Origin of the sequence: Streptoverticillium reticulum (genome assembly GCF_047456005.1) — a bacterium.
In the GTDB taxonomy this organism is placed as follows: Bacteria; Actinomycetota; Actinomycetes; order Streptomycetales; family Streptomycetaceae; genus Streptomyces; species Streptomyces reticulum.
Window position 1 is genome coordinate 3392052 of sequence record NZ_CP179755.1, and the last position, 24762, is coordinate 3416813.

Sequence of the window (24762 nt, forward strand, 5' to 3'; positions counted from 1 at the left end):
GTCAGTCCGTGCACGCGTGAATGTTGCACGTGTCGCAGGTGTGGCAGGTCGCTCCGCCGCAGTCGGTCCGGCACGTGCTGCAGGTCGCCTGGCCGCAGGCGGTGTCGCAGGTCTGGCACGTCGCCGCGCAGGTGGCCGCGCAGGTGTTGACGCAAGTGCCCGCGCAGGTGGCCTCGTTGCACGTGCCGTGGCACGTGTCGCACGTCGCACCGTCGCAGGTGCGGAGGCAGGTCGCGTGTCCGCAGGTGTCGTCTTCGCAGGTGGCCTGGCAGGTGGCGTCGCCGCAGGTGTCGAGGCAGGTGGGGCCGTCGCAGGTGTCGCAGGTGACGCCCCCGTCGGAGGGCGGGATCTGCGGTGCGGATGCCGGGCCTTCCGGCCCGCCGAGACGGATGTCGAGATCGAACTCGTCGTCCCTGCCCGGGTCGTCGGTGCCGTCTGTGCCGTTGGTGACCATGCCCCGTCGCCTCCCCCACGGGGCCCCCGATGCCCCTTAGCCGAGAGGGTCCTGGCTTTTCAAGATTCATGGAAGGTCCTTGACCGGACTTCACACGAATTGGCTACACGAATTGGCTAACGGGGCAGGGAACGGAGCAGCTCCCCGAACTCGGCTATCAGACGGGCCGTCGCGGCCTCCGCCGCCTGGGACCTGGCGGCGAGGTGGAGGAAGCCGTGGACGAGGCCGGGGAACACGTGCTTGTCCACCACCACGTCGGCGGCCAGCAGGGCGTCCGCGTAGGCCAGGCCCTCGTCCCGCAGGGGATCGAACTCGGCGCAGCCGATCACCGCGGGCGGCAGGCCCTCGTGGCTGTCGGCGAGGAGCGGGGAGGCGGGGGCGCCGGCGGCGGCGGCCGGGATCTCGGAGAGGTAGAAGTCCTTGAACCGGTCTATCCCGGCCCTGGTCAGAACGTAACCGGTGGCGTGCTCGGTGAGGGACCGGTGGTGGCGCTCGTCGCTGAGGTCGGTGCCGGGGTAGGCGAGGAACTGGGCGGCCAGCGGGCGCCCTTCGTCGCGGAAGGCGAGGGCGACCCCGGCGGCCAGGCTGCCGCCGGCGCTGTCGCCCGCGACGGCCAGGCTGCCGCCGCCGTAGTCGGCGATGTGGTCGCCGACGTGGCTCGTCACCGCGACGCAGTCGTCGAAGCCGGCGGGGAAGGGGAACTCCGGGGCGAGCCGGTAGGCCACGGCGACCACGACCGCGGCCAGGTCGCGGCAGAGGCGGCGGCAGATGCCGTCGTGGGTGTCGAGGTCGCCGGTGACGAAGCCGCCGCCGTGGAAGTAGACGACGGTGGGCACGGCCCCTTCGCCCGCCGGTTCGTCCTCCGGGCGGTAGATCCGTACCGGCACTCCGGTGATCCGGTCGTCGGTGACCGCGCCGACCTCGATCGGCGGGCCGGTCGAGAGGGCGAGCGAGAAGGCGCGGGTGGCTTCCCGCATCTCGGCGACCGTGGGTGGTTCGGCGGGCTCCGGCACGTCGAGTCCGAGTTCCTTGAGCAGGGCGGCTATCTCCGGGTCCAAGGCCATGGGCCCAGGATGCCGCGGGAGCGCGGCGGGTGCACCCGGGCCGAGTACCCTTTGGCGGTGACCGAGAACCTCCCCCCGTGCCCGCAATGCTCCAGCGCCTACACCTACGAGATGGGCGCACTGCTCGTCTGCCCCGAATGCGCCCACGAGTGGACGCCCGCGTCCGCCGACGCCCCGGGCGGCGCCGAGGACGGGGTGATCAGGGATGCGGTCGGCAATGTGCTCGCCGACGGTGACACGGTCACGGTGGTCAAGACCCTGAAGGTCAAGGGCAGCCCGTCCGGGATCAAGGCCGGTACCAAGGTGCGCAACATCCGCCTCGTGGACGGCGTGGACGGCCACGACATCGACTGCAAGATCGACGGGTTCGGCTCGATGCAGCTGAAGTCGAGCGTGGTGAAGAAGGCGTAGCGCTGCGCGGGCGGTGCCCGCATGCAACAGACCCGCGCCCCTGTCCTACGGGGCGCGGGTCTCGCTTATCGCGCCGTTTCCTTCTCGTACGCCCGGACGACCTCGTCCGTCGGCCCGTCCATCAGCAGCTCGCCGCGTTCCAGCCACAGCACCCGGTCGCAGGTGTCACGGATGGAGTTGTTGTTGTGGCTGACCAGGAAGACCGTGCCCGCTTCCTTCCTCAGCTCGCGGATCCGTTCCTCCGAGCGCTTCTGGAAGGCGCGGTCGCCGGTGGCGAGGGCCTCGTCGATCATCAGGACGTCGTGGTCCTTGGCCGCGGCGATCGAAAAGCGCAGGCGGGCGGCCATGCCGGAGGAGTAGGTGCGCATCGGAAGGGTGATGAAGTCGCCCTTCTCGTTAATGCCGGAGAAGTCGACGATCGACTGGTAGCGCTCGCGGATCTGCTCGCGCGTCATGCCCATCGCCAGACCGCCGAGCATCACGTTCTTCTCACCGGTCAGATCGCTCATCAGGGCGGCGTTGACGCCCAGCAGCGAGGGCTGGCCGTCGGTGTAGACCTTGCCGCTCTCCGTCGGCAGCAGACCCGCGATCGCCTTCAGCAGCGTCGACTTGCCCGAACCGTTCGAACCGATCAGACCGATCGCCTGCCCGCGGTAGGCCGTGAAGCTCACGCCCTTGACCGCATGGACCTTGCGCACGCCCGTGCCGGGCCGGCGCTTGATGATGCGGTTCAGCGCCGCGGTCGCACTCCCGCGGCCGGTGTCCGCGCCGTAGACGCGGTACACGATGTGCACGTCATCGGCGATGACGGTGGGAATCATCTCGTCAGCCACGGCCGTAACGCTCCTCAGCCTTCCAGAAGTACACGAAACCACCGATCCCGACGGCCAGGGCCCAGCCGACCGCCAGCGGCCACACATGATGCGGCAGCGGCGACGTCTTCAAGTGGCCCATGAGCGCGTAACGCATCAGGTCGATGTAGACCGCGGCCGGATTCGCACTCATCACATCGATCAGCCACGGGGCGGCGTGCGCCCTCTTGAGGTTGTAGACCAGCGGGTACATCACACCGGACGCATACAGCCACGTCCGCATGATGAACGGCAGCAACTGCGCCAGGTCCGGCGTCTTGCTGCCCATCCGCGCCAGGACCAACGCCAGGCCCGTGTTGAAGACGAACTGCAGCATCAGGACAGGGATGACCAGCAGCCACGACGCCTTGGGCATGTGACCGCAGCTGATCAGGACCACGAAGAGGACGAGCATCGAGTACAGCAGCTGCTGGAGCTGCTGCAGCGCGAAGGAGACCGGCAGCGCCGCCCGCGGGAAGTGCAGCGCCCGCACCAGGCCCAGGTTCCCCGAGATCGCCCGCACGCCTGCCATCGCCGAGCTCTGCGTGAACGTGAAGACGAACACACCCGTCACCAGGAACGGGACGTAGGTCTCCGTGTTCATCCCTCTCCGGGTGTTCATCAGCACACCGAAGATGAAGAAGTACACGAGGGCGTTCAGCAGGGGCGTGGCCACCTGCCAGACCTGGCCCAGCTTGGCCTGGGTGTACTGGGCGGTCAGCTTGGCGCTGGAGAAGGCGGCGATGAAGTGCCGCCGGCCCCACAGCTGCCGCACGTACTCCCCGAGCGGGGGCCGGGCTCCGCTGACGGACAGGCCGTACTTCTCGGCCAGCTCGGCGGCGTTGCCCTGCGCCGGGGCCCAGTCACGGGGGGCGGGGATGGTGTCGGTCACCTGGACGCTTTCGTCGGTCTTGATCGGATGCGCACCGTGTCGCTGTGCGCACACACCACGACGGAACGGGATCGTTCCATGGCGTTGGTGGGCCCACGCTAGGACACGGAACGGCTGGAACGCAACCGTTCCGTCGTCACGGTAGGCTCGGGTCCATGGAGAACGAGCCCCCGTCCCCCCGACCGCGCCGCACCCCCGCCGGCGCCGCCGTGCTGCGCGAGGAGGTCACGGACGCGATCCGCGCCGCCGTCTTCGAGGAGCTGGCCGCCGTCGGCTACGGACGGCTGTCGATCGAGCGCGTGGCGCGCCGGGCGGGCGTGGGCAAGGCGGCCATCTACCGGCGCTGGCCGTCGAAGCTGCCGATCGTGCTGGACGTGGTGTCGGCCCTGGCGGTCCAGGGGCTGCCCACGCCGGACACGGGCGCGCTGCACGGCGACGTCCGGGCCCTGCTGGAGCTGACGTCGCGGGTGATGCGGCACCCGATGGTCGCGCAGATCATCCCGGACCTGATGGCCGAGGCGGCCCGCAACGCGGAGATCGCCCAGGCGGTGCAGGCGGCGATCCGCGACTCGCAGCGCACGATCGCGGAAGCCGTGATCCGCAACGCGGTCGCCCGCGGGGAACTCCCCGCGGACGCGGACATCGACCTGGCGGTCGACCTGGCGAGCGGCCCGCTGTACTGGCGCCTGGTGATGGGCCGCTCACCACTGCCGAAGGGCTACCTGGACTCGCTGACGACGGCGATCACAACGGCGCTGGGGGCGAAGGCCTGACGAGGCCGGGAACCGAGGAGGCCCTCGCGGGCGTGTACAACACCCTCTGAGCCCGTGCGCCGCGCACGCTACCGTAGGCGCGTGGAGAACACCGTGGGACTGGAGATCGCCGACGCGCTGGGGCTGCTGCTCCGGCGCTCGGCACGCGCACACCTGTACCGGGATCTGACAGTGGAGATCGCCGAGGGGCTGGACGAGCTGACGTACCCCGTCCTCAGCGGCCTGGCCAGGACGGGGCCGCGCAGCGCGGCGGACCTGGCCCCGGAGGTGGGACTCGACCGCTCCGGAGTGACCCGCCGCGCCTCGCAGCTGGAGTCCGCGGGGCTGGTGCGCCGGGAGCCCGACCCCGCCGACCGCCGCGCGTCCCTGCTGCTGCTGACGGACGCGGGCGAACGGGCCGTGGCCGCCACGCGCTCGCGCCTGGCGGCCAGGATCACCGCCTCACTGAACTCCTGGCCACCCGAGGAGGCCCGGGCCTTCGCCCGCCAGCTGCACCGGTTCACCACCGAAGGGCCCTTCGGGCAGGCGCCTGCCGGCTCCTGACCGGCACGGAGCGGTAAGCGTGTGCGGCGCACGCTTATTGGGATACCAGTCCGGAGGTCGGCTTCCATGCACCGCACCGACATCGCCACCGCAATGACCGACCTGCTCTTCACCCCCGGCCTGCGCCGCGCCGGATTGCGGCCATCGCCGGTGACCGCGCCGGAGGGAGCCCGAGGCGGGGCACCCTGGAGCAGGTGCCCCGATGGCGGGACCTCGTGAAGGGGGGCGCTCTTGAAGCGCCGACGGGGGCTTCACACAGCCATGGAGGGCGTCAACCACCTTTCCCCAAAGGGTGCTTGAGCGTCAGCGTGCAGCCGCCTCGCACACCCGCGGCGCCGTCTCGTTGATCCCCAGCAGGCGGAAGTAGTTCTGCCCCAGCGCGATGTCGCGGAACGCCTCGTCACCCAGTGCCTTGTTGATGCGGCTGGTGACCTCCAGCTCCTCCTCGTAGACCTTGTAGTCCTTGTTGGCCGACGCCACGAAGTCCGTCCCGGGGATCGCCCGTGTCGGGTGGCGGTCGAGGAATGCCGCATATTTCGCCCGCACGCCCGGCTTGCTGAAGTACGCGTCCTCCAGCACCCGCCAGCTCAAGTCCACCGTCAGGTTGTGGTGTTCGCCGAGCATCCGCTCCATGAGGCGGATGTGGCGGTCCGGGTCCATCTTCGTCAGTTCCTTCGACAGGCCCATGTGCGCCCACACGATCTTGTTGTGCGGGTAGCGGCGGAGGACCTCCTCCATCAGCGGGAGGTATTTCGTCGGCTCCGCGTCGCTCCCCAGGTCCGAATGGAGCGTGATCGGGATGCCGCGTTCACGGAGCACCTTCATGAAGGGGGCCCAGTGCTTGATGTTCTCTGTCGTCGTCGCCTTGTGGTGGTTCGGGAACAGGGCCTGTTTGACGACGTTCACCTCGCCCGCCCAGCGGAACACCCCGGGGAACTCCTTGTCGTACAAGGCGATTCCGGCCGGGATCGTCTCCGGCTTCGCCAGGTCCATGAAGGTCATGGAGACCGCGAGTTCGGGGTCCTCCGGCTTCGTCTCCAGCCAGTTCTCGGCGTTGACGAAGTCGTTCTTCATGCTCGGCACCACGGGGGTGCCGGGGCAGTCCAGGTAGTACGTACAGCTGGAGTTCACCGGGAGCGTCTGCCCGATGCCGTACATGCTGGCGTGCTGCACACCGGTCTTGCGCAGGTAGCCGGTGAGTTCGTCGAAGGGGATCGCCTTGCCGCCGAACGGGCGGAAGTGGAGGTGGCTGTCGACCTTCGAGGTGTACGGCTCCTTCGCCCGGTCGAAGCAGCCGTGGTCCGCCGCCGCCAAAGCCTGCCCGGCACCGGCCGGGGAGGCGACGACGGCCACCGCCGCCGTCAGGGCCGCGCCGGCCAGGCCGAGTCTTCTGCCGATCCGTAACTTCATCGACGTTCCAGAGCTGTTGATGGTGACCTCCCGTGGTCGGCTCGGTGTGATCCTGTGACGGGCGTGATGACTACCCATTCCGCCTTTACCGAACCTCCGCCACGGCGCGGCCCCCGTGGCCGGTACTCGGTCGCCCCGGATGGATGGCGGGGGAACATGTCGCCGGTGCGGACGAAGCACAGGGATATGGATACGGAAGGTAGACAGCGTGGGTGACGAGCTCCGTCAAATTTTCGACTTCATCGCCTTTTCCGCCCGGCTCCGGGAGGTCGAGCGGCACAACAACGCCACCCCGAAGCGGAAGGAGAGCGTGGCCGAGCACTCCTGGCACCTGGCCCTGGTCTGCTGGGTCCTGCACCGCGAGTTCGAGCGGGAGTGCGGGCACACGCTGGACCTGGAGAAGATGCTCAAGATGTGCCTCATGCACGACCTCGTGGAGATCGAGGCGGGCGACCCCTCGGCCTGGCGCACCCAGGACAGCACCCGGCGCCGGGAGGAGAAGGCCCGCGTCGAGGAGGAGGTCGCTCAGCGCCGGTACGGGGCGCTGCCCGGCGAACTGGGCGCCGAGTTCCTGGCGGTGTGGCGCGAGCACGAGGAGGGCGTCACGCCCGAGGCCCGGCTCGTGCGGGGCGCTGGACCGGCTCCAGCTGCCCCGGCTGCAGGTGAGCGGGACCCTCATCGCCCTGTACGAGGAGGTCAGGGCCGCCGCGGTCGACCGGGGGCTGCTCAGGCCTCCGTCAGGTCCTTGCGGAGCACCGCCTTGCGGTGGCTGAACGTCTCCATCGAGTACCGGCCGTGGTAGCTGCCCATGCCGCTCTCGCCGACGCCGCCGAACGGGAGGTCGGAGACCGTGAGATGGGCCAGCGGGAGGCCGAACCCGAGGCCGCCGGAGGAGGTTTCGGAGGCCAGGCGCTCGCGCGTCGCCTCCGACTCCGTGAACGCGTACAGCGCCAGCGGCTTCTCGCGGTCGTTGACGAAGGCCACGGCCTCGTCGAGGCCCTCGACGGTGATGATCGGGAGGATCGGGCCGAAGATCTCCTCCTGCATCACAGGGGCGTCCGGGGCGACGTCCGCCAGGACCGTCGGGGCGATGTACTTCGCCGCACGGTCGTGGCCGCCGCCCGTCACCACGCGGCCGGAGCCGAGCAGGGCGGCGAGCCGGTCGAAGTGGCGCTCGTTGACGATGCGCCCGTAGGTGCCGGACGCGGCCGGGTCGGCGCCGTACAGCCCCTCCACCGCCCGGGCCAGGGCGGGTTCCAGGGCGCGGGCCGTCTCCGGGTCGGTCAGGACGTAGTCGGGGGCCACGCACGTCTGGCCGGCGTTGAGGAACTTGCCGGCGGCGAGGCGGGCGGCGACCGCCGTGACGTCCGTTCCGCGGTCGACGAACACCGGGGACTTTCCGCCCAGTTCGAGCGTGACCGGGGTGAGGTGCTTGGCCGCCGCCGTCATGACGATGCGGCCGACGACGGCGTTGCCGGTGTAGAAGATGTGGTCGAAGCGCTCGGCCAGCAGGGCCGTCGTCTCCGGGACGCCACCCTCGACGACGGCGACCGCCTCGGTGTCGAGGTACTGCGGCAGCAGACGGGCGAGCGCGGCGGAGGTGGCCGGGGCCAGTTCGCTCGGCTTGGCCACCACCGCGTTGCCCGCGGCCAGCGCGCCCACCATGGGCGAGAGCAGGAGCTGCGCGGGGTAGTTCCAGGGGGCGATCACCAGGACCACGCCCAGCGGGTCGTACTGCGTCCAGGCCGTGGCCCCGCCCAAGTGGGCGGGAACCGGGGCCGGTTCGGGGCGGAGCCACGCGTCGAGGTGCGCGAGGGTGTGGTCGATCTCGCGGACCGTGAAGTCGATCTCGGTGCGGCGGGCCTCGTACTCGCTCTTGCCGAGGTCGGCGTGGAGGGCGGCGAGGAGGGCCGCGTCCTGCTCGGTGAGCATCGCGCGCAGGCGGCGCAGCTGTTCGGTGCGCCAGGCGGCGGGCTTGGTGCGGCCGGTGCGGAACGTGGCGCGCAGGCGGGCCAGGACCTCGGCAGGGGTGTCGGGGGTGTTCGGGGTGGTCATGATGTCTCGTCTCACGGTTGGTCGATGGGTCAGGCGGTCGCCGGTGCCGCGAGGTGCCGCCTCGCCGCCCACCGAGTCTCCGCCCGGGCCGCCGCGGCGAGCAGCACCGCCCCGCCGAGCAGCCACAGGACCAGGGACAGAACGCGGCCGTCCAGGCCGGCGCCGCCGTCGAAGTAGAGGAGGCTGCGGGCGCCCTCGACGAAGCCCGCGCCGTTCCAGAAGGCGTGCAGCGAGCCGAAGAAGCCGTTCTGCAGCTCGGGGCGGAAGACCCCGCCGGACGTGGTGAAGTTGAGCATCACGAACAGCACCATCATCGTCAGCGTCGTCCAGCGCTTGAGGAAGGTGTGCAGGCCGATGCCGATGGTGACGACGCCCGCGGAGTAGAGCCAGGCCATGCCCCACACGGCCGTGTAGTCGTGGTCGACGACGTGGAAGACCGGCCCGGCGAGGGCGATGCCGATGACGCTCACGACGAGCGAGGTGACGAGCCCGACGGCCGCCCGCATCCACAGCCCGAGCCCGGCCCCCGCGGCGCCGATGGCGGCGACGCTGCCGTACGAGCCGATGCTGAGCGCGACGAGCAGGAAGAAGATGCCCTGGCCGGTCGGGTCGCCCTTGGCGAGCCCGGTGAGGTCGGTGACCTTCAGCGGCACGCCCTGCTGGTCCGCGACCGTGCGGAAGACGGTGGTCGCGGCGACGGCGGTGGTGTCGGAGTTGGCCTTGGCGACCAGCGCCTCGGGGTGCGTGGCGCTGGGGACGTACGCGCCGGCCAGGTCGCGGTCCTTCAGCTGCGCGACGGCGGCGTCACGGTCGGCGACGGTGGTGACGTCGAGCGCGTCGCCCGCCTTGTCCTTGATCGTCTGGGCGAGCACCTGCGCTCTGGCCGAGCTGCCCACGACCGCGACCTTCATGCCGTGCGGCTCGGGCTGGTGGAAGGCACCGAGGTAGGCCAGGCCCATGCCGAGGCACATGAGGAGCGGGGTCAGCAGGTGCACGGTGACGTGCTTGAGGTGGTGGCGCGGCCCGTGGGCGGCGTGTGCGGTCATGGGAGGAACGCTCCTCGGTTGGCAAATACAACTAACTCAGATGTATTATGCAACTGATTTGGAGGACGATGCCATGCCCGACCGCGATGTGACCCTCGGCACCATCCAGCGCGAACTCACCGCCTTCGCCCGGCGGGCGCGGCACAAGGCCGCCCAGATCCATCCGGATCTCTCGCTGGTGACCTACAGCATGCTCGACCACATGCAGGCGAGCGGCGGCTGCCGTGGCATCGACCTCGCCGAGCACTTCCTGCTCGACAAGTCGACGGTCAGCCGGCAGACCGCCGTGCTGGAACGCCTCGGGCTGATCGTTCGCGAGGTCGATCCGGGGGACCGCCGGGGGCAGATCCTCCGGCCGTCGGCGGCCGGGCTGCGGTTGCTGGAGGAGGCGCACCGGCAGCGGCGGGAGACGTTCGAGGAACGTCTCGCCGACTGGGGGGACGAGGACCTGGAACGCTTCGCCGGGTACCTCCGGCGGTACAACGCGGCGGGGTAGCGCCCGTTGCCGGGCGCCCCGTCAGGGGCGCGGGGAACTGCGCGATCAGCCACGACGCGCCTGCAGACGAGGTTCTCGGGGCTTCGCCCCGGACCCCTGGGGTGGTGCGTCGGCTGCAGGCCGGTGGGGGCTGGTCGCGCAGTTCCCCGCGCCCCTGACGGGGCACCTGGTCGCGCCCACGCGGCGGAGCCGCCCGTCTTACGGGGCCGGCGGCAACGCCCTCAGCAAGGCATCCAGTGCCCCCGCGAACGCATGGTCCGGCGGGGTGCCGTACGCAATGATCAAACCGTCCCCCGCGGGAGCGGACCCGGCATGCCGGAAGCGGCTCACGCCCTCCACCGCCAGGCCCTGCCAGGCCGCCGCCTGGACCACGGACCGCTCGGTGCCCGGCGGGAGTTCGAGCACCGCGTGCAGGCCGGCGGCGATCCCGGTGACCCGGACGTGCGGCGCCTGCTCGGCCAGCGCAGCGACGAGCGCGTCGCGCCGGCGCCGGTAGCGCTGCCGCATCGAGCGCAGGTGACGGTCGTACGCGCCCGACGTGATGAACTCCGCGAGCGTGAGCTGGTCGAGGACGCTCGTCCCCCAGGCCCCGTTGCGCTTCACGTCCAGCACCTCGTCCCGCAGCCGGTCCGGCAGGACCATCCAGCCGAGGCGCAGCCCGGGGATCAGGGACTTGCTCGCGGTGCCGCAGTAGACGACGTCGTCCGGGGCCAGCCCCTGCAGCGCCCCGACCGGCTGGCGGTCGTAGCGGAACTCGCCGTCGTAGTCGTCCTCCAGGATCACCGCGTCGGTGCGGGCCGCCCAGTCGACGACCGCGGCCCGGCGGTCGGGGTGCAGGGGGACGCCCGTGGGGAACTGGTGGGCCGGGGTGAGCAGGACGGCCCGGACGTCCGGCCTGCCGTCCAGCGCGCGGACGTCGGCGCCGTGCTCGTCGACCGGGAGCAGCACGCCGCGCAGGCCCGCCTCCTCGATGACGCCGCGGTGGTACCGGAGCCCGTGGTCCTCGACGCCGATCTCCTCGGTGCCGCGCGCCCGCAGCGCCCGGCTCAGCATGCCGAGCCCCTGCTTGAAGCCCGCGCAGATCACGATGCGTTCGGGGTCGGCCCGGACGCCGCGGGCCCGGGCCAGGTAGTCGGCGAGGGCGGCGCGCAGCTCGGGGCGGCCGCGCGGGTCGCCGTAGCCGAAGGCCTCGTGCGGGGCCGCGGTGAGGGCGCGGCGGGCGGCGGAGAGCCAGGCGGCGCGGGGGAAGGCGGAGACGTCGGGGGTGCCGGTGCGCAGGTCGTAGGCGGGGCGTTCGGGGGCGCGCAGCGGGGCGAGCCGCCGGGCGGGCGGGCGCGGCGGGGCGGCGGCGCGCTCGGCGACCCGGGTGCCGGAGCCCTGCCGGGCGGTGAGCCAGCCCTCGGCGACCAGTTCGGCGTAGGCCTCGCCGACGGTGTTGCGGGCCAGCCCGAGATCGGCGGCGAGCGAGCGGGAGGAGGGCAGCCGGGTGCCGGGCGCGAGGCGGCCGGAGCGCACGGCGTCGCGCAGGGCGCGGGTGAGGGCGGCGCGCACGCCGTGGCCCTTCCCCGGCAGGTCGAGGTGGAGGTCCATTCCCGGGACCGAAGTGGCCCTGTCTTCCGGCATGGAAGTGGACCATACACGTGGGCTACTGCCGATCTAGAGTCGGTCGCATGACTGCTCCTCGCATGCGTTTCCTCCAGCACGCCCCCGATGTCTACGAAGCCACCCTCGCCCTCACCCAGGCCGCCAAGAAGGACCTGGACCCGACCCTGGTCGAACTGGTCCTGCTCCGCGCCTCCCAGGTCAACCACTGCGCGTTCTGCATCGACATGCACGCCACGGACGCGCGGAAGGCGGGCGAGAGCGAGCAGCGCATCAACCTGCTCAACGCCTGGGAGGAGGCCGGCGAGATCTACACCGGGAAGGAGCGGGCGGCGCTCGCGCTGACGGAGGCCGTGACCGTCCTGACGGACGGCTTCGTGCCGGACGAGGTGTTCGAGCGGGCCGCCGCGCACTTCTCCGAGCCCGAACTGGCCCGGCTCGTCTCGCTGATCGCCACGATCAACGTCTGGAACCGCATCAACGTCGCGTTCCGAACGCCCGTCGGGCGCATGCGATGACGGCCGCCGCCGCTGCCTTCCGCGCCCTGCACCACGGCCGCGCCGCGGACGACCCGCTCGTCCTGCCCGGCCCGTGGGACGCGGCGAGCGCGCGGGCCTTCGCGGAGGCCGGGTTCCGCGCCCTGGCGACGCCGAGCGCGGGGGTCTCGGCGTCGCTCGGGTACGCGGACGGCACCGCGCCGCCCGCGGAGATGTTCGCGGCGGTGGCCCGGATCGTGCGCGCCGTGCAGGCGGACGGGGTGCTGGTCACCGCGGACCTGGAGGACGGCTACGGGCTCGCGCCGCAGGAGCTGGTGGAGCGGCTGCTCGAAACGGGCGCGGTGGGCTGCAACCTGGAGGACTCCGCACGGGGTTCGGGACGGCTCGCGGACCCGCAGGAGCAGGCGGACCGGCTGGCGGCCGTGCGGGCCGCGGCCGGCGACGCGGTCGTGGTGAACGCCCGCGTCGACACCTTCCTGAAGGGCGGGACCGAGCTCGGCCCCGCCGTGGAGCGGGGTCGTCTCTACGCGGCCGCCGGGGCCGACTGCGTCTACCCGATCCTCGCCCCCGGCGAGCTGCTCGCCCCGCTGGCCGAGGCGACCGGGCTGCCGGTCAACGCGATGGCCCGGGACGGGGGTCCCGCACCGCGGGAGCTGGGGCGGCTGGGTGCCGCCCGGATCACCTTCGGCGGCGGGCTGTTCCGGCGGACGCTCGCAGGTGTGGCGGATATGGCAGTCGGATTGCGGAACGATTTGCCCTCTGCAGCGCTCTAGCCAGGTGCGCACCGGTCTGCCGGTGCTGCTGGACCGGTGCGTCCAGGCCGAGACGTCGCAAGGGTTTGCAGTTCCATGGGTCTGACGAGTGACACGCTCCTGATATGTGCCGTGCTGTGCACGGCGCTGATGTTCGCAGTCACGGTGTGGCTGTGGCCGCGGCTGGTGAGTCCGGGCGCGAGACAGGTGCTGGGGCGGGCGGGGATGCTCGTCCTCGTGCAGGCCTTCGTCTTCGCGTCGGTCGCACTCGTGGCGAACCGCAGCTTCCTGCTCTACAGCTCGTGGGCGGACCTGCTCGGCCAGACGAAGCAGCAGGCGGCGGCGCCCGCCGGGGCCGCGGCCGTGCAGGTCCTCGGGCGGCAGGCCCCGGAGGTGCCCGGCGGCGCGAACCCGCAGGGAGGCGGCGTGATCGAGAAGATCACGCTGCACGGGGAGCGCTCCCGCACCGCCGTGCAGGCGTACGTGTACCTGCCGCCGGAGTACTTCCAGAAGGGCAACGAGCAGCGGAAGTTCCCCGCGTCCGTCGTGCTGACCGGCTTCCCGGGCATGTCGGAGAACCTGCTCAAGGGGCTGCGGTACCCGAAGACGGCGTGGACGCAGGCCAAGCAGAAGAAGATGCAGCCGATGATCCTCGTGATGATGCGGCCCACCATCGCGCCGGCCAACACCCAGTGCATCGACGTCCCCGGGGGCCCGCAGAGCGAGACCTTCTTCGGCGCGGACGTCACCAAGGCGATCTCGAGCACGTACCGTGTCGGCACCTCCCCGAAGAACTGGGCCATCATGGGCGACTCGACCGGCGGCTACTGCGCGCTGAAGATGGCCCTGCAGCACCCGGAGACCTACTCGGCCGGGGTGGGCCTGTCGGCGGACTACAAGCCGGAGATCGACGGCGACTCCGGTGACCTCTTCAAGGGGAACAAGAACGAGGAAAAACGATCCGACCTGCTGTGGAGCCTGGACCACAAGCCGCAGGGCAACTCCTCGTTCCTGGTCACGTCCTCGAAGCAGGGTGAGCCCAACATCAAGGACACGCAGCAGTTCATCAAGAAGGTGAAGGCGCCCGCGCACGTGTCGTCGATCATCCTCGACCGTGGCGGTCACAACTTCAACACGTGGCGGCGGGAGATCCCGCCGGCGCTGAAGTGGCTGAGCGGGCGGCTCGCCCCGTAAGGGCAGCGCCCCGTAAGGGGCGCGGGGAACTGCGCGACCAGCCGAAGACGGCCCGCAGTTCCCCACGTCCCTATCGGGGCAGCCACGCCTTCCACACGTCCGGGTGCTGCTGCACCCACTTCTTGGCCGCTTGCTCAACCGACAGCTTGTCCTCGGCGATCATCTGGGCGACCTCGTTCTGATCGGCCTTCGTCCAGTGGAATTTCTCCAGGAAACGGGCGGCCTTGCCGCCCTTCTCGGCGAAGTCCGTGTTCAGGAACTTCTTCAACTGGGACGTCGGATAAGCGCAGTCGAACGTCGACGGATCCTTCGCCCCCTTCGCCGCACACGCATCCGTGTACTCCGGGAGCTTCACCTCCACCATCGGCACCTCGTTGAAGAGCCACTGGGGCTCGTACCAATAGGTGAGGAACGGCCGCTTCTCCTTGGCGAACTGCTTGATCTGGGTGATCTGTGCCGCCTCGGAACCCGCGAAGACCACCTGGTAGTTCAGGTTCAGGTTCTTCACCAGCGCCTTGTCGTTCGTGACGTACGACGGCGAGCCGTCGAGCAGCTGGCCCTTGCCGCCGCTCTCCGCGGTGCGCAGCTGGGACGCGTACTTGTCGAGGTTCCGCCAGTCCAGCACGTCGGGGTGTGCGTCCGCGAAGTACTTCGGGACCCACCACCCGATGTGGCCGGTGACGCCCAGGTCGCCGCCGGGGGTGACCGTCCTCTTGTCGTCGACGTACCGCTTCTCCTGGTCCGGGTGGCCCCAGTCCTCCAGGATCGCGTCCACACGGCCCTGGCTGAGGGCGTCCCAGGCGGGGACCTCGTCCACCTGGACCGTGTCGACCCGGTAGCCGAGCTCGTGCTCCAACAGGTACTGCGCGACGGCCGCGTTGGCGCGGGCGCCCACCCACGACTGCACGGACAGGGTGACGGTCTTCGCACCCGCCGCATCCGCGTACGGCGAACCCTGCTTGGTCATGTCGGCCGCACCGCAGCCGGTGGCGGTGGCCAGCAGGCCGAGTGCCGCCACGGCGGTCAGGAACTTACGCGTTGCCATCACGGACTCCCTTCGTCGGCTGCGTGACCCGGTCGAGCATCAGCCCCAGGCAGGCGATGGCCACACCCGCCACCAGGCCGGTCGCCAGGTCGCCCTGGGCCAGGCCGAAGACGACGTCGTAGCCGAGCGCGCCGCCGCCGACCAGGCCGGCGATGATGACGACGGAGAGCACCAGCACCACGGCCTGGTTCACCGCCAGCAGCAACTGGGGCCGGGCCAGCGGGAACTGGACCTGGCGCAGCTGCTGCCCGCCCGTCGCGCCCAGCGAGCGGGCGGACTCCAGGGCGCCGGGGTTCACCTGGCGCAGGCCCTGGCTCACGATGCGGACGACGGCCGGCAGCGCGTAGACGATCGCCGCCGCGGCGCCCGGTGCACGGCCGACGCCGAACAGGGCGACCACCGGGATCAGGTAGACGAACTGCGGCATCGTCTGGCACACGTCCAGCACGGGCCGCAGCAGCCGCTCCACGCGCGTGCTGCGCGCGGCGGCGACGGCCACGGCGAAGCCGAGGACGAGCGTGACGGCCACCGCGGCCAGGACCTGGGAGAGCGTGTCCATGGACGCGTCCCAGCGGCCCAGCACGCCGATCAGCGCGAGCGAGAGCACCGCGGTCAGGGCGGTGCGCCAGGTGCCGATCAGCCAGGCGAGCGCGGCGACGAGGAGCAGCGCGGCCCACCAGGGCAGGCCCTGGAGCCCGGAGCGCAGCGGGTCGAGCACCCAGCCGGTGTAGTGCGCGGCCCAGTCGGCGGTGCCGCCGATGCCGGGCAGGCCGGAGTAGAGGTGGTCGACCATCCAGTCCTTGGCCGTGTTGACGGGCGCGGCGATGGCGACCGTCCAGCGGTCGGGCCAGGTGTGGCCGGCCGACAGCAGGGCGGTGGCCGCCAAGACTGCGAGGCCGGTGGTCCACGCCGTGATCTTTCGGGTGCGGGCCGTGGTCGGGTTGTGCCCACCCGTTCCGCCCTGCGGAACGCCTGCCCACAACCCGGGGCGGCCCGCCGTCGTCCGGTCGAACACAATGGCCAGCAGCACGATCGGGATGCCCGCGGCCAGCGCGCTGCCGACGTCGACGGTCGACAGCGCCTGGTAGACGCGGTCGCCCAGGCCGTCCGCGCCGATGACCGACGCGATGACGGCCATCGACAGCGCCATCATGATGGTCTGGTTGACGCCGAGCAGGAGTTCGCGGCGGGCCAGCGGCAGCCGGGCCGTCAGCAGGCGCTGGCGGGCCGTGGCGCCGAGCGAGTCGACGGCCTCCAGGACGCCCTTGTCGGTGCCGCGCAGGCCGAGTGCCGTGAGCCGGGCCATCGGCGGGGCGGCGTAGACGACCGTGGCCAGGACCGCGGGCGCGACGCCGATGCCGAAGACCAGCACGACGGGGAGCAGGTAGGCGAAGGCGGGCAGCGCCTGCATCGTGTCCAGGACGGGGCGCAGGGCGCGGAAAGTGCGGTCGGACAGCCCGGCGGCCAGGCCCAGCAGCGCGCCGACGGCGACGGACGCCGCGACCGCGACGATCATCAGCGCGAGCGTGCGCATCGTCGGCACCCACATGCCGAGCGCTCCGCACACGGCGAAGGCCAGCAGCGCGGTGACCGCGGCCCGCACGCCCGCGGCCCGCCAGGCCAGCAGGGCGGCGCCGGCGGTCACGCCCGCCCAGCCGAGGGCGAGCAGCACCACGTACACCGCGTGGATCGCGGTGATGATGGCGCCGCTGATGTACCCGAAGAAGTACAGGAACAGCCAGTGGCTGTCACGGTTGTCGATGATCCAGGTGCTGGTCGACTTGAGCGGCGCGTCCAGGGAGACGGTCAGCGCGTGCGGCCAGCTGCCGCTGCCCCAGCGGGCGTCGGCGAAGGGGACGAGCACCGCCGCGACGGCCGCGAGCAGCAGGAGCTTGCGGACGGCGCGGTGGCGCAGGACGGCCACCCTGGCGGGCGCCGTCATGGTGGTGCTGCTCATGCGGCGGCCTTCTCCTCGGTCCGGCCCCCGGTTCCCAGCCCCGCGACGACGCGCAGCAGGCTCTTGAAGTCCACGACCCCCAGGCAGCGTTCGCCCTCGACGACCCGGGCCGGCCCGCCGGTGCGGGCGACGGTCTCGATGGCCTCGGCCACGGTCGTGGCCGGGTCCAGGGCGGGCCCGTCCTCGGCCTCGCGCGCGTCCCCGGCCGGGCGCATGGCGCGCCGGACGCTGAGGACCTGCTCGCGCGGCACGTCCCGGACGAAGTCGCGCACGTAGTCGTCGGCCGGCGAGCCGACGATCTCCTCGGGGGTGCCGCACTGCACGACCCGGCCGTCGCGCATCAGCGCGATGCGGTGGCCGACGCGGAGCGCCTCCGCGAGGTCGTGGGTGATGAAGACCATGGTGCGGCCCTCTTCGCGGTTGAGGCGGACGACCTCTTCCTGCATGTCGCGGCGGATCAGCGGGTCGAGCGCGCTGAACGGCTCGTCGAAGAGCAGCACTTCGGGGTCGGCGGCGAGGGCGCGCGCCAGCCCGACGCGCTGCTGCTGCCCGCCGGAGAGCTGGCTGGGGCGGCGCCCCTCCATCCCCGCGAGCCCGACCTTCTCCACCATCTCGGCCGCGCGGGCGCGCCGTTCGGCCCTGCCCACGCCCTGGATCTCCAGCCCGTAGGCGACGTTGTCGAGCACCGTGCGGTGCGGGAGCAGGCCGAAGTGCTGGAAGACCATGGCGGCGCGGTGCCGGCGCAGGTTGCGCAGGGCGCCCTTGTCCATGCCGCGCACGTCCTCGCCGTCGATGGCGATGGTGCCGCTGGTCGGCTCGATGAGCCGGGTCAGGCAGCGGACGAGCGTGGACTTGCCGGATCCGGACAGCCCCATGACGACGAAGCACTCGCCGGGCCGCACGTCGAAGGACACGTCGCGGACGGCGACGGTGCATCCGGTCTGCTCGCGCAGCGCCTCGGCCGACAGCTCGGCGAGCCCGCTGCCGGGCACGCGGGCGGCCTTCGGCCCGAAGACCTTCCACAGGTTGCGGACGGAGAACACGGGGGGCTCGCCGCCCTGGGCCGGGGCGGCGGGGGCCTCGGCGGGCATGCGGTCCGACGACTGCGGGCCGTCCGTGGCCGCTCGCGCAGTTCCCCGCGCCCCTTCGGGGCGCGTGCCCACTGCGGCGGCACCGGTGCCCGCGCCGTCGACGCCCGGGACAGCGGAAGACGGCTCGTCCTGCGCACCGGCCGCGAGCAGCAGGCCGGTGGTGCCGGGCACGGCAGCCGCCGAAACGCCCGCTGCCGCTGCGCCGTTCACGGCGGGACGGGTGCTCGCACCGCGGTCGTCCCGGCTGTCAGCCCCGGCGGTCGACGCACCGGACGCCGAAGTGCCCTCCGGTGCGCCGCCATTCACGGCGGAGCCGTTCGCGCCCGCCCCCGGGTGGGAACCCTCCTGGCACGGCCGCGGCACGCGGGCCGTCATCACCGCCGTCGCGGTGCGGGTGCCGGTCACCGTTCCACCCCCTCCTCGGAGCCTGCTGCAAGCAGCTCCGCGCACTTCTCCCCCACCATGAGCACGCCGATCATCGGGTTCACCGCGAACATCGTCGGGAAGACCGACGCGTCCGCGATGCGGATCCCCTCCAGGCCGCGGATCCGCAACTGCGGGTCCACCACGGCCGTTTCGTCCAGGGCGGAGCCCATCCGGCAGGTGCCCGCCGGGTGGTAGACGGTGTGCGCGACCTTGCGCGCGTACTCGCTCAGCTCCTCGTCCGAGGTGATCTCCGGGCCGGGGCACACCTCGCGCTTCAGCCAGCCCGCCAGCGGAGCGGTCCCGGCTATCTCGCGCGCGATCTTGATGCCGTCGACGAGGGTCCGCCCGTCGTAGTCGTCCTCGTCCGTGAAGTAGCGGAAGTCGAGGGCCGGCTTGACCTCGGGGTCGGCGCTGGTGAGGTAGACGCGGCCGCGGCTGCGGGACTTGGGGATGTTCGGCGTCATCGAGACGCCGTGCTCCGGCTTTTCGTAGCCCAGCCGCTCCGGGTTGTCCGTGAACGGGATCTGGTAGAAGTGGAACATCAGGTCGGGGCCCCGGGATTCGGGGTCGCGCCGCACGAACAGGGCGGCGTCCGAGTCCATCGCGGAGTTGTCGGGGATCGGGCCGTCCGTCTCCCAGACGATCACCGACTCCGGGTGGTCCAGCAGGTTCTCGCCGACGCCCGGCAGGTCGTGCACGACGGGGATGCCCAGCGCCTCCAGGTCCGCCTTCGGGCCGATGCCCGAGTGCATCAGCAGCCGCGGCGAGTCGATCGCGCCCGCGCAGACCAGCACCTCGCGCGCGGCCTCGACCAGGATCTCCGCACCGTCCTTGGTGCGGACGTGCACGCCCTTGGCCCGGTTGCCGTCCAGCTCCAGCTTGTGGGCCCACGTTTCCAGCATCAGCGTGAGGTTGGGGCGGTCCCCGGCCTCCATGTGCGGGTGGAGGTAGGCCACGGAGGCGGACGAGCGCTTGTTGTTCTCGGGGTGGTACGCGAGGTCGAGGAAGCCGACGCCCTCGTGGAACGGCTCCTTGTTGAAGCCCTCCACGCGCGGCACGCCGATCGCCTTCTGCGCGGCCTCGACGAAGTCGCGGGCGATGGCGTTCCGGTCCTTCTCGTGCACCGGGACGATGTTGTTGCGCAGCTTGTGGAAGTACGGGTCCATGGACGCGTGGTCCCAGCCCTCGGCGCCCGCCTCGGCCCACTCGTCCCAGTCGCCGGGCAGCGGCTTGAAGGAGATCAGGGTGTTGTGGGACGAGCAGCCGCCCAGCACCTTGGCGCGGCTGTGCAGGATGTGCGAGTTGCCGCGCGGCTGTTCGGTGGTGGTGTAGCCGTAGTCGAGGTCGCCGCCGAGCAGGCCGAGCCAGCGGCGCAGGGTCAGGACGTCGTCGCGGTCGATGTCCGAGGGACCGCCCTCGATGACGGCGACGGTGACGTCGGGGTCCTCGGTGAGCCGCGAGGCGATGACGGAACCGGCGGTTCCGCCACCGATGACCACGTAGTCGTAGACGGGCATGGGGGTGAACTCCTTGTGGGGCCGGGGGTGTCGGGGGCTCAGCCGGCGAACCAGCGCACCGGCTTCGGCGCGAGGTTCTGGTACACGTGCTTGGCTTCGCGGTACTCGGCGAGCCCCGAGGGCCCCAGCTCCCGGCCGATGCCGGACTTGCCGAAGCCGCCCCACTCCGCCTGCGGCAGGTAGGGGTGGTAGTCGTTGATCCACACGGTGCCGTGGCGCAGCCGCCCGGCGACCCGGCGCGCCCGGCCCGCATCCTTGGTCCAGACGGCGCCGGCGAGCCCGTACTCGGTGTCGTTGGCGAGGGCCACGGCCTCGTCCTCGGTGCGGAAGGTCTCGACGGTGAGGAGGGGCCCGAAGGTCTCCTCGCGGACGACCTTCATCCGGCGGTGGCAGCGGTCGAGCACGGTCGGCGCGTAGAAGTAACCGGTCGCCGGGCGCACCGCGTTCGGCTCGGGCCGGACGCCGCCGCTGCGCAGCACCGCGCCCTCGTCGAGCGCGGAGGCGACGTAGGCCTCCACCTTCGCCAGCTGCTGCGCGGAGACGAGGGGGCCGCACTCGACGCCCTCCTCGGTGCCGCGGCCGAGGCGGATGCGGTCGGCGCGGCGGGCGAGTTCGGCGACGAACCGCTCGCGCACCGGCTCCTCGACGATGAGCCGGGCACCGGCCGAGCACACCTGGCCGCTGTGGATGAAGGCCGCGTTGAGGGCCTGGTCGACGGCGGTGTCGAAGTCCTCGTCGGTGGCGCAGGCGTCGGCGAAGACCACGTTGGGGTTCTTGCCGCCGAGTTCGAGCGCGACCTTCTTCACGCTGGGCGCGGCGGCCTGCATGACCTTCGTGCCGCTGGCGAGGCCGCCGGTGAAGGAGACGAGGTCGACGCCCGGGTGCTCGGAGAGCCGCGCGCCCACCGGGTCGCCCGCGCCGGTCACCAGGTTGGCGACACCGGCCGGCAGACCGGCCTCGGCGAGCAGCCGGATCAGGTGCACGGTCGACAGCGGCGTCACCTCGCTGGGCTTGATGACGAACGTGTTGCCCGCGGCCAGCGCCGGGGCGATCTTCCAGCTGGCCTGCAGCAGCGGGTAGTTCCACGGCGTGATCAGCGCGCAGACGCCGACGGGCTCGTGGACGACGACGCTGTGCACGTCCGGGGAGCCGGTGTCGACGACGCGGCCGCCGCTCTCGTTGATGACGAGATCGGCGAAGTAGCGGAAGGCGTTGGCGACGTCGTCGACGTCGACACGGCCCTCGGAGAGGGTCTTGCCGGTGTCGCGGCTCTCGGTGAGCGCGATCTCCTCGCGGTCGCGCTCCAGGAGCTCCGCGACCCGGCGCAGCACGCGGGCGCGCTCGGCGACGGGGGTGTGCGGCCAGGTGCCCTCGTCGAAGGCACGGCGGGCGGCCTCGACGGCGGCGTCGGCGTCGTCGGCCCCGCCCTCGGCCACGACGGCAAGGGCCTTGGCGTCGGCGGGATCGAGCACCTCCCGCTGCGCGCCGGATGCGGCGGGGCGCCACACGCCGTTCACATGGATGGTCTCGGCTGACGACATGACCTTGCTGCCTTCTTTCCCTGTTCGGCGATCAACGGGTGGCGCCTTACCGGGAGGCGGCGACTTATGCGTCGCCGTTCACAAAGAGTGATGCGGGTCACTTGTTGTTACGGAGGGTGTTGTGCCCCTGACCCGCCCTTTCGCCGTCGTGTTGCACCCCGTCAGGGGGCGCGGGGAACTGCGCTCAACTCGTGCAGTAGCCGATAGGGCAGAACCCCGTCACCACCCTCCGAAAAATCTCCTGGTGCGCCGCCCAGTCCACAACCGGCCCACCCACCAGCAGCGCGTACCGGTGCCGGTCCGGCGCCAGGTACGCGTAGATCACGACGCGCCGCGCACTCCCGTCGTCCCGCGTGTACGTGTACTCGAACTGCGCCGCATCCCCGCTCAGCCGCATCAGGGCGATCCGCTGGTAGCCGGGGTTTCCGGAGACGTCCTTCTCCGTCGCGCTCAGGGCCCCGTACGAGTCCACGCCGGACTCCGTCATCTGGAACACCTGGATCACGCTGCGGTCGTCCGCCGGCTTGTAGAAGACGCTGCTGCCGCTCGTGGACCGCAGCCACCCGGCCGGCACGTCCAGCCGGAACCCGGCCGGATCCTGGGTCCGCACGTACCCGGAGGCCGTCGGCGCCGGGACCGAAGCCGGCGGCGACGACGGCGGCGTCCCGACAACGCCCGGCGCCGGCGTGCTCGCACCCGGCACGCCCGGCGCCGCCGACGACGGCACCGGGTCCGGACGCCCGCCCCCGCCGCCGCCGTCCCGTACCAGGGCCCACACCCCGACGCCCAGGCCGCCCGCGAGGACCACCCCGGCCACCGAGGCGACCAGGACCGACGCGTGCGAGCGGCCGGCCGGAGGGCGGTCCCCCGGCAGCCGGTCCGACGGCTCCTGCGGCGGGCCCTCCACCCACTCCTGGCGATCGGCATCCCAATGGCTCATGTGCCTCGCCGCCTCACGCCAGTAACGAGGTGATCGCCTGGACGAGGGTCACCGCCGACGCCAGTCCTCCGGCGGCCGTGGCCCCGGCGCTCAGCAGGGACCTGAGCCGTTCGAGCCGGGGGCGCCCGGTGCGGCCCGTGCGCCACGCCTCCTCGCGCAGTCCGGCCAGTTCGGCGTCGACCTCGTCGAGCCGGTCCCCGTCGGTACGGGCGAGCAGCGGCAGGTCCTGCTGCACCAGCCGTACGGCGTCCAGGAGTTCCGGGGTGACCAGGAACAACTGCCGCGAGGCGTCCACCGCTTCGGCCCGCTCGCCCGCGGCGACGGCACCCCCGCTCATCTCGCCGACGGCAACGCCCCCTTCGACGGGCACCTCGGCGGGCACCGGCGTCCCGGACGGTCCGACCGGCACCTGCGGCCCGACCCGCTCCGAGCGGTCCTCCGCCTTCGCGCCCTTCCCGCCGGCGGCCGCGCCGCCCGTCATCCGGCCGATGGAGATGCCCCCACCGGAACCGCCGCCTTCCTGCTGCCCGTTCATCGTCCCCCGCTTCCCGTCGTGCTCTTGGCCTCGGCCCCGGCGCCGACGGCGACCGCGCCGCCGCTCATCGAGCCGATGTACGTGCCGCCTTCGCTGATCTGCACGATCTGCTGCTCGAACTGGTCGGTCTGGTAGCCCTGGGAGCGCAGCGCCTCCCGGACCCCGCTCGCGATGCGGTCCTGGACCGTCTTCACGTAGCGGCTGATGTCCATCTCCTGGAACAGCGACACCCGCTCCACCCCGGCCAGCTCCCGCACCGAGTCGGCCGGCCCGTCCGGCACGGCGCGCTGCGGGTCGTGGAGCCAGGTGCGGAAGCCGGAGACCGCCGAGCGGAGCGAGGAGACCGCGGCCGCGAACCCGGCGGCGGGCGCGCTCAGCAGCGCGCGCAGGCCGTCGCGCAGCAGGTCCTCCTCGCCGCGCCCCGCGATCACGTCGACCGCCCGGAACTCGGGCCGGATCGGCGTCAGGACATGCGGCACGACCTCCAGCACCAGCATCCCGCCCTGCGTGTGCACCCGGACCAGCACGGAGACGACGACCTGCTCGTCCCACGCGCCGATGCGCACCCGCAGGAAGTACCGGCGGCCCTCGCCGCCCTCGTCGACGGAGTCGTCCAGATGCCGGCGCACCGTCAGGTCGGTGTAGTCCACCGCGAACCGCTGGGGGCCGACGGGCAGATAGACGAACTCTTCGATCTCCAGGTCCTTCAGCCGGTCCCGGCTGGTCGCGGCGGCGGCCTCGCGCAGGGCCTCCAGCCGCGGCCGGATCAGGTCGACGACGAGCCGGCCGGTGAACGGCACCGTCCCCGCCGCCCCGTCCGCCCCCGCCGCGCCGGCAGCGTGTTTCGCCCGCCTGAGCTCCAGGGCGAAGGACCAGGGCTCGTACGGGCGGCCCATGCCGATGAAGGGGCGGGAGGGGTCGTAGATGGTGAGCCCCGCGTACTGTTCGCGGGCGATGGCCTCGGCGATCCGCCGGTGGTAGGTGCTCGTCGGGAAGGCCCGGGGCTGCCGGTCGAAGCTCTGCCGGCCCAGTTCATCGCGCATCACGGCCGCCACGCGGGTGCGGTGGTTCCACACGGGGAGCACCAGCAGCAGCGGGAAGATCACGGCGGCCCAGTCGTCCGCCCCGAAGGCGAGGGCGCCGAGCGCGAGGATCCAGTAGCCGAGCGAGAGCAGCGGCGGCAGCACGGGCAGGGCCGCGCGCAGGGCGCGCAGGGCGCCGCTGCCCTTGAGGGCCTGGCGCAGGGTGCGTCTGTCGACGACGTAGACGGACGAGCCGCGCCCGGCGGCCGCCTGGACGCCCCAGTGCAGGAAGCACACCCCGGCGTACGCCGCCGCCCAGACCGGCGCCCCGCCGGAGACCGCGTCCACGAAGACGAATATCAGCCAGAGTGCCAGGAGCAGGAGTGCCGTCTGGTTGTCCTGCCTGCGGGCGCGCAGGGCGTGGCCGAGCACCGGCACGATGTCCACGCCCAGCGAGGGGGCGATGGGCCGTTCCTCGTGCTCGACCAGCTCCTCGATGACGCGACGGCGGAAGTCGATGTCGAGATAGGTCCCCGCACAGAGCAGCCTGGTGGCCTCGCTGCGGGAGTCCTGTTGAGCGGAGTGGTTCACGGGTCCCCCGATCCGTCTAACTCACTTGCGGATTACATGAGTTGACGTACGTTCGGA

24 protein-coding genes are annotated in these 24762 nt (G+C 72.0%); 8 read left to right on the forward strand and 16 right to left on the reverse strand.

Features of this window, described 5'->3' with window-relative positions:
* Position 1: 1 nt before the first annotated feature.
* A complete protein-coding gene (locus ACMATS_RS15225; protein ID WP_414168169.1) occupies positions 2-454 on the reverse strand; it encodes a hypothetical protein in 453 nt (150 codons plus the stop codon).
* 116 nt (positions 455-570) lie between these two features.
* A complete protein-coding gene (locus ACMATS_RS15230; protein WP_414168170.1) occupies positions 571-1518 on the reverse strand; it encodes an alpha/beta hydrolase in 948 nt (315 codons plus the stop codon).
* 57 nt (positions 1519-1575) lie between these two features.
* On the opposite strand from ACMATS_RS15230, the gene ACMATS_RS15235 reads away from it, so the two are divergent.
* Positions 1576-1929, forward strand: coding sequence for a zinc ribbon domain-containing protein YjdM (locus ACMATS_RS15235; RefSeq protein WP_390782121.1), 354 nt, complete (start codon positions 1576-1578; stop codon positions 1927-1929).
* Positions 1930-1994: 65 nt separating this feature from the next.
* Here the strand turns inward: ACMATS_RS15235 and ACMATS_RS15240 are convergent, their stop codons facing one another.
* A complete protein-coding gene (locus ACMATS_RS15240) occupies positions 1995-2750 on the reverse strand; it encodes an ABC transporter ATP-binding protein (RefSeq protein ID WP_414170677.1) in 756 nt (251 codons plus the stop codon).
* Positions 2751-2754: 4 nt separating this feature from the next.
* Positions 2755-3672 carry an ABC transporter permease gene (locus ACMATS_RS15245; protein ID WP_414168171.1) on the reverse strand — a complete coding sequence of 306 codons (918 nt, stop codon included), beginning with the start codon at positions 3670-3672 and terminating at the stop codon, positions 2755-2757.
* A gap of 155 nt (positions 3673-3827) precedes the next feature.
* On the opposite strand from ACMATS_RS15245, the gene ACMATS_RS15250 reads away from it, so the two are divergent.
* Together ACMATS_RS15250 and ACMATS_RS15255 are read left to right on the forward strand one after the other, a co-directional pair.
* A complete protein-coding gene (locus tag ACMATS_RS15250; protein WP_390780507.1) occupies positions 3828-4445 on the forward strand; it encodes a TetR/AcrR family transcriptional regulator in 618 nt (205 codons plus the stop codon).
* An 81-nt stretch (positions 4446-4526) separates the two neighbouring features.
* A complete protein-coding gene (locus ACMATS_RS15255) occupies positions 4527-4988 on the forward strand; it encodes a MarR family winged helix-turn-helix transcriptional regulator (protein ID WP_390780506.1) in 462 nt (153 codons plus the stop codon).
* A 303-nt stretch (positions 4989-5291) separates the two neighbouring features.
* Here ACMATS_RS15255 and ACMATS_RS15260 read toward each other — a convergent pair whose 3' ends face one another.
* Positions 5292-6398 (reverse strand): amidohydrolase family protein, encoded by a 1107-nt coding sequence (locus tag ACMATS_RS15260; protein ID WP_390780505.1) that lies wholly within the window; start codon positions 6396-6398, stop codon positions 5292-5294.
* Positions 6399-6606: 208 nt separating this feature from the next.
* Between ACMATS_RS15260 and ACMATS_RS15265 the strand changes: the two genes are divergently transcribed.
* Positions 6607-7200, forward strand: coding sequence for an HD domain-containing protein (locus ACMATS_RS15265; RefSeq protein ID WP_414168172.1), 594 nt, complete (start codon positions 6607-6609; stop codon positions 7198-7200).
* On the opposite strand, the gene ACMATS_RS15270 is transcribed toward ACMATS_RS15265, so the two are convergent.
* Together ACMATS_RS15270 and ACMATS_RS15275 are read right to left on the reverse strand one after the other, a co-directional pair.
* Positions 7125-8453, reverse strand: coding sequence for an aldehyde dehydrogenase family protein (locus tag ACMATS_RS15270; RefSeq protein ID WP_414168173.1), 1329 nt, complete (start codon positions 8451-8453; stop codon positions 7125-7127). The two genes, ACMATS_RS15265 and ACMATS_RS15270, sit on opposite strands and share 76 nt — an antisense overlap.
* Before the next feature lie 29 nt (positions 8454-8482).
* Positions 8483-9499, reverse strand: a complete 1017-nt coding sequence (locus ACMATS_RS15275; protein WP_414168174.1) for a hypothetical protein — start codon at positions 9497-9499, stop codon at positions 8483-8485.
* A 73-nt stretch (positions 9500-9572) separates the two neighbouring features.
* Between ACMATS_RS15275 and ACMATS_RS15280 the strand changes: the two genes are divergently transcribed.
* Positions 9573-9995 carry a MarR family winged helix-turn-helix transcriptional regulator gene (locus ACMATS_RS15280; protein WP_414168175.1) on the forward strand — a complete coding sequence of 141 codons (423 nt, stop codon included), beginning with the start codon at positions 9573-9575 and terminating at the stop codon, positions 9993-9995.
* Between the two features lie 198 nt (positions 9996-10193).
* Here the strand turns inward: ACMATS_RS15280 and ACMATS_RS15285 are convergent, their stop codons facing one another.
* Complete coding sequence (locus ACMATS_RS15285) at positions 10194-11585, reverse strand: PLP-dependent aminotransferase family protein (RefSeq protein ID WP_414168176.1); 1392 nt, start codon at positions 11583-11585, stop codon at positions 10194-10196.
* Positions 11586-11665: 80 nt separating this feature from the next.
* On the opposite strand from ACMATS_RS15285, the gene ACMATS_RS15290 reads away from it, so the two are divergent.
* The 3 genes from ACMATS_RS15290 (at position 11666) to ACMATS_RS15300 (ending at position 14040) form a co-directional block, all read left to right on the forward strand.
* Complete coding sequence (locus ACMATS_RS15290; protein ID WP_414168177.1) at positions 11666-12115, forward strand: carboxymuconolactone decarboxylase family protein; 450 nt, start codon at positions 11666-11668, stop codon at positions 12113-12115.
* The gene (locus ACMATS_RS15295) at positions 12112-12867 is read left to right on the forward strand and encodes an isocitrate lyase/PEP mutase family protein (RefSeq protein ID WP_414168178.1); all 756 of its coding nucleotides are present in this window, start codon (positions 12112-12114) and stop codon (positions 12865-12867) included. The genes ACMATS_RS15290 and ACMATS_RS15295 overlap by 4 nt, the downstream gene beginning before the upstream one ends.
* 75 nt (positions 12868-12942) lie before the next feature.
* The gene (locus ACMATS_RS15300) at positions 12943-14040 is read left to right on the forward strand and encodes an alpha/beta hydrolase (RefSeq protein WP_414168180.1); all 1098 of its coding nucleotides are present in this window, start codon (positions 12943-12945) and stop codon (positions 14038-14040) included.
* A 70-nt stretch (positions 14041-14110) separates the two neighbouring features.
* Here the strand turns inward: ACMATS_RS15300 and ACMATS_RS15305 are convergent, their stop codons facing one another.
* The 8 genes from ACMATS_RS15305 to ACMATS_RS15340 all read right to left on the reverse strand — a co-directional run bounded on the left by ACMATS_RS15305 (position 14111) and on the right by ACMATS_RS15340 (position 24705).
* Positions 14111-15085, reverse strand: coding sequence for an ABC transporter substrate-binding protein (locus ACMATS_RS15305; protein WP_414168181.1), 975 nt, complete (start codon positions 15083-15085; stop codon positions 14111-14113).
* Positions 15072-17042, reverse strand: a complete 1971-nt coding sequence (locus ACMATS_RS15310; protein ID WP_414168183.1) for an ABC transporter permease — start codon at positions 17040-17042, stop codon at positions 15072-15074. Before ACMATS_RS15310 ends, ACMATS_RS15305 begins: the two co-directional genes overlap by 14 nt.
* Entirely contained in the window at positions 17039-18133 is a 1095-nt protein-coding gene (locus ACMATS_RS15315; protein ID WP_414170730.1) for a quaternary amine ABC transporter ATP-binding protein, read from the reverse strand. The genes ACMATS_RS15310 and ACMATS_RS15315 overlap by 4 nt, the downstream gene beginning before the upstream one ends.
* A gap of 401 nt (positions 18134-18534) precedes the next feature.
* A complete protein-coding gene (locus tag ACMATS_RS15320) occupies positions 18535-20076 on the reverse strand; it encodes a GMC family oxidoreductase (RefSeq protein WP_391157184.1) in 1542 nt (513 codons plus the stop codon).
* A 38-nt stretch (positions 20077-20114) separates the two neighbouring features.
* Entirely contained in the window at positions 20115-21617 is a 1503-nt protein-coding gene (locus ACMATS_RS15325; protein ID WP_414168184.1) for an aldehyde dehydrogenase family protein, read from the reverse strand.
* Positions 21618-21801: 184 nt separating this feature from the next.
* A complete protein-coding gene (locus ACMATS_RS15330) occupies positions 21802-22557 on the reverse strand; it encodes a hypothetical protein (protein WP_414168185.1) in 756 nt (251 codons plus the stop codon).
* A 13-nt stretch (positions 22558-22570) separates the two neighbouring features.
* Positions 22571-23092 carry a hypothetical protein gene (locus ACMATS_RS15335; RefSeq protein ID WP_390780491.1) on the reverse strand — a complete coding sequence of 174 codons (522 nt, stop codon included), beginning with the start codon at positions 23090-23092 and terminating at the stop codon, positions 22571-22573.
* Positions 23089-24705: a hypothetical protein gene (locus tag ACMATS_RS15340; RefSeq protein ID WP_414168186.1), complete on the reverse strand. Its 1617-nt coding sequence runs from the start codon at positions 24703-24705 to the stop codon at positions 23089-23091. The genes ACMATS_RS15335 and ACMATS_RS15340 overlap by 4 nt, the downstream gene beginning before the upstream one ends.
* Positions 24706-24762: the final 57 nt, after the last annotated feature.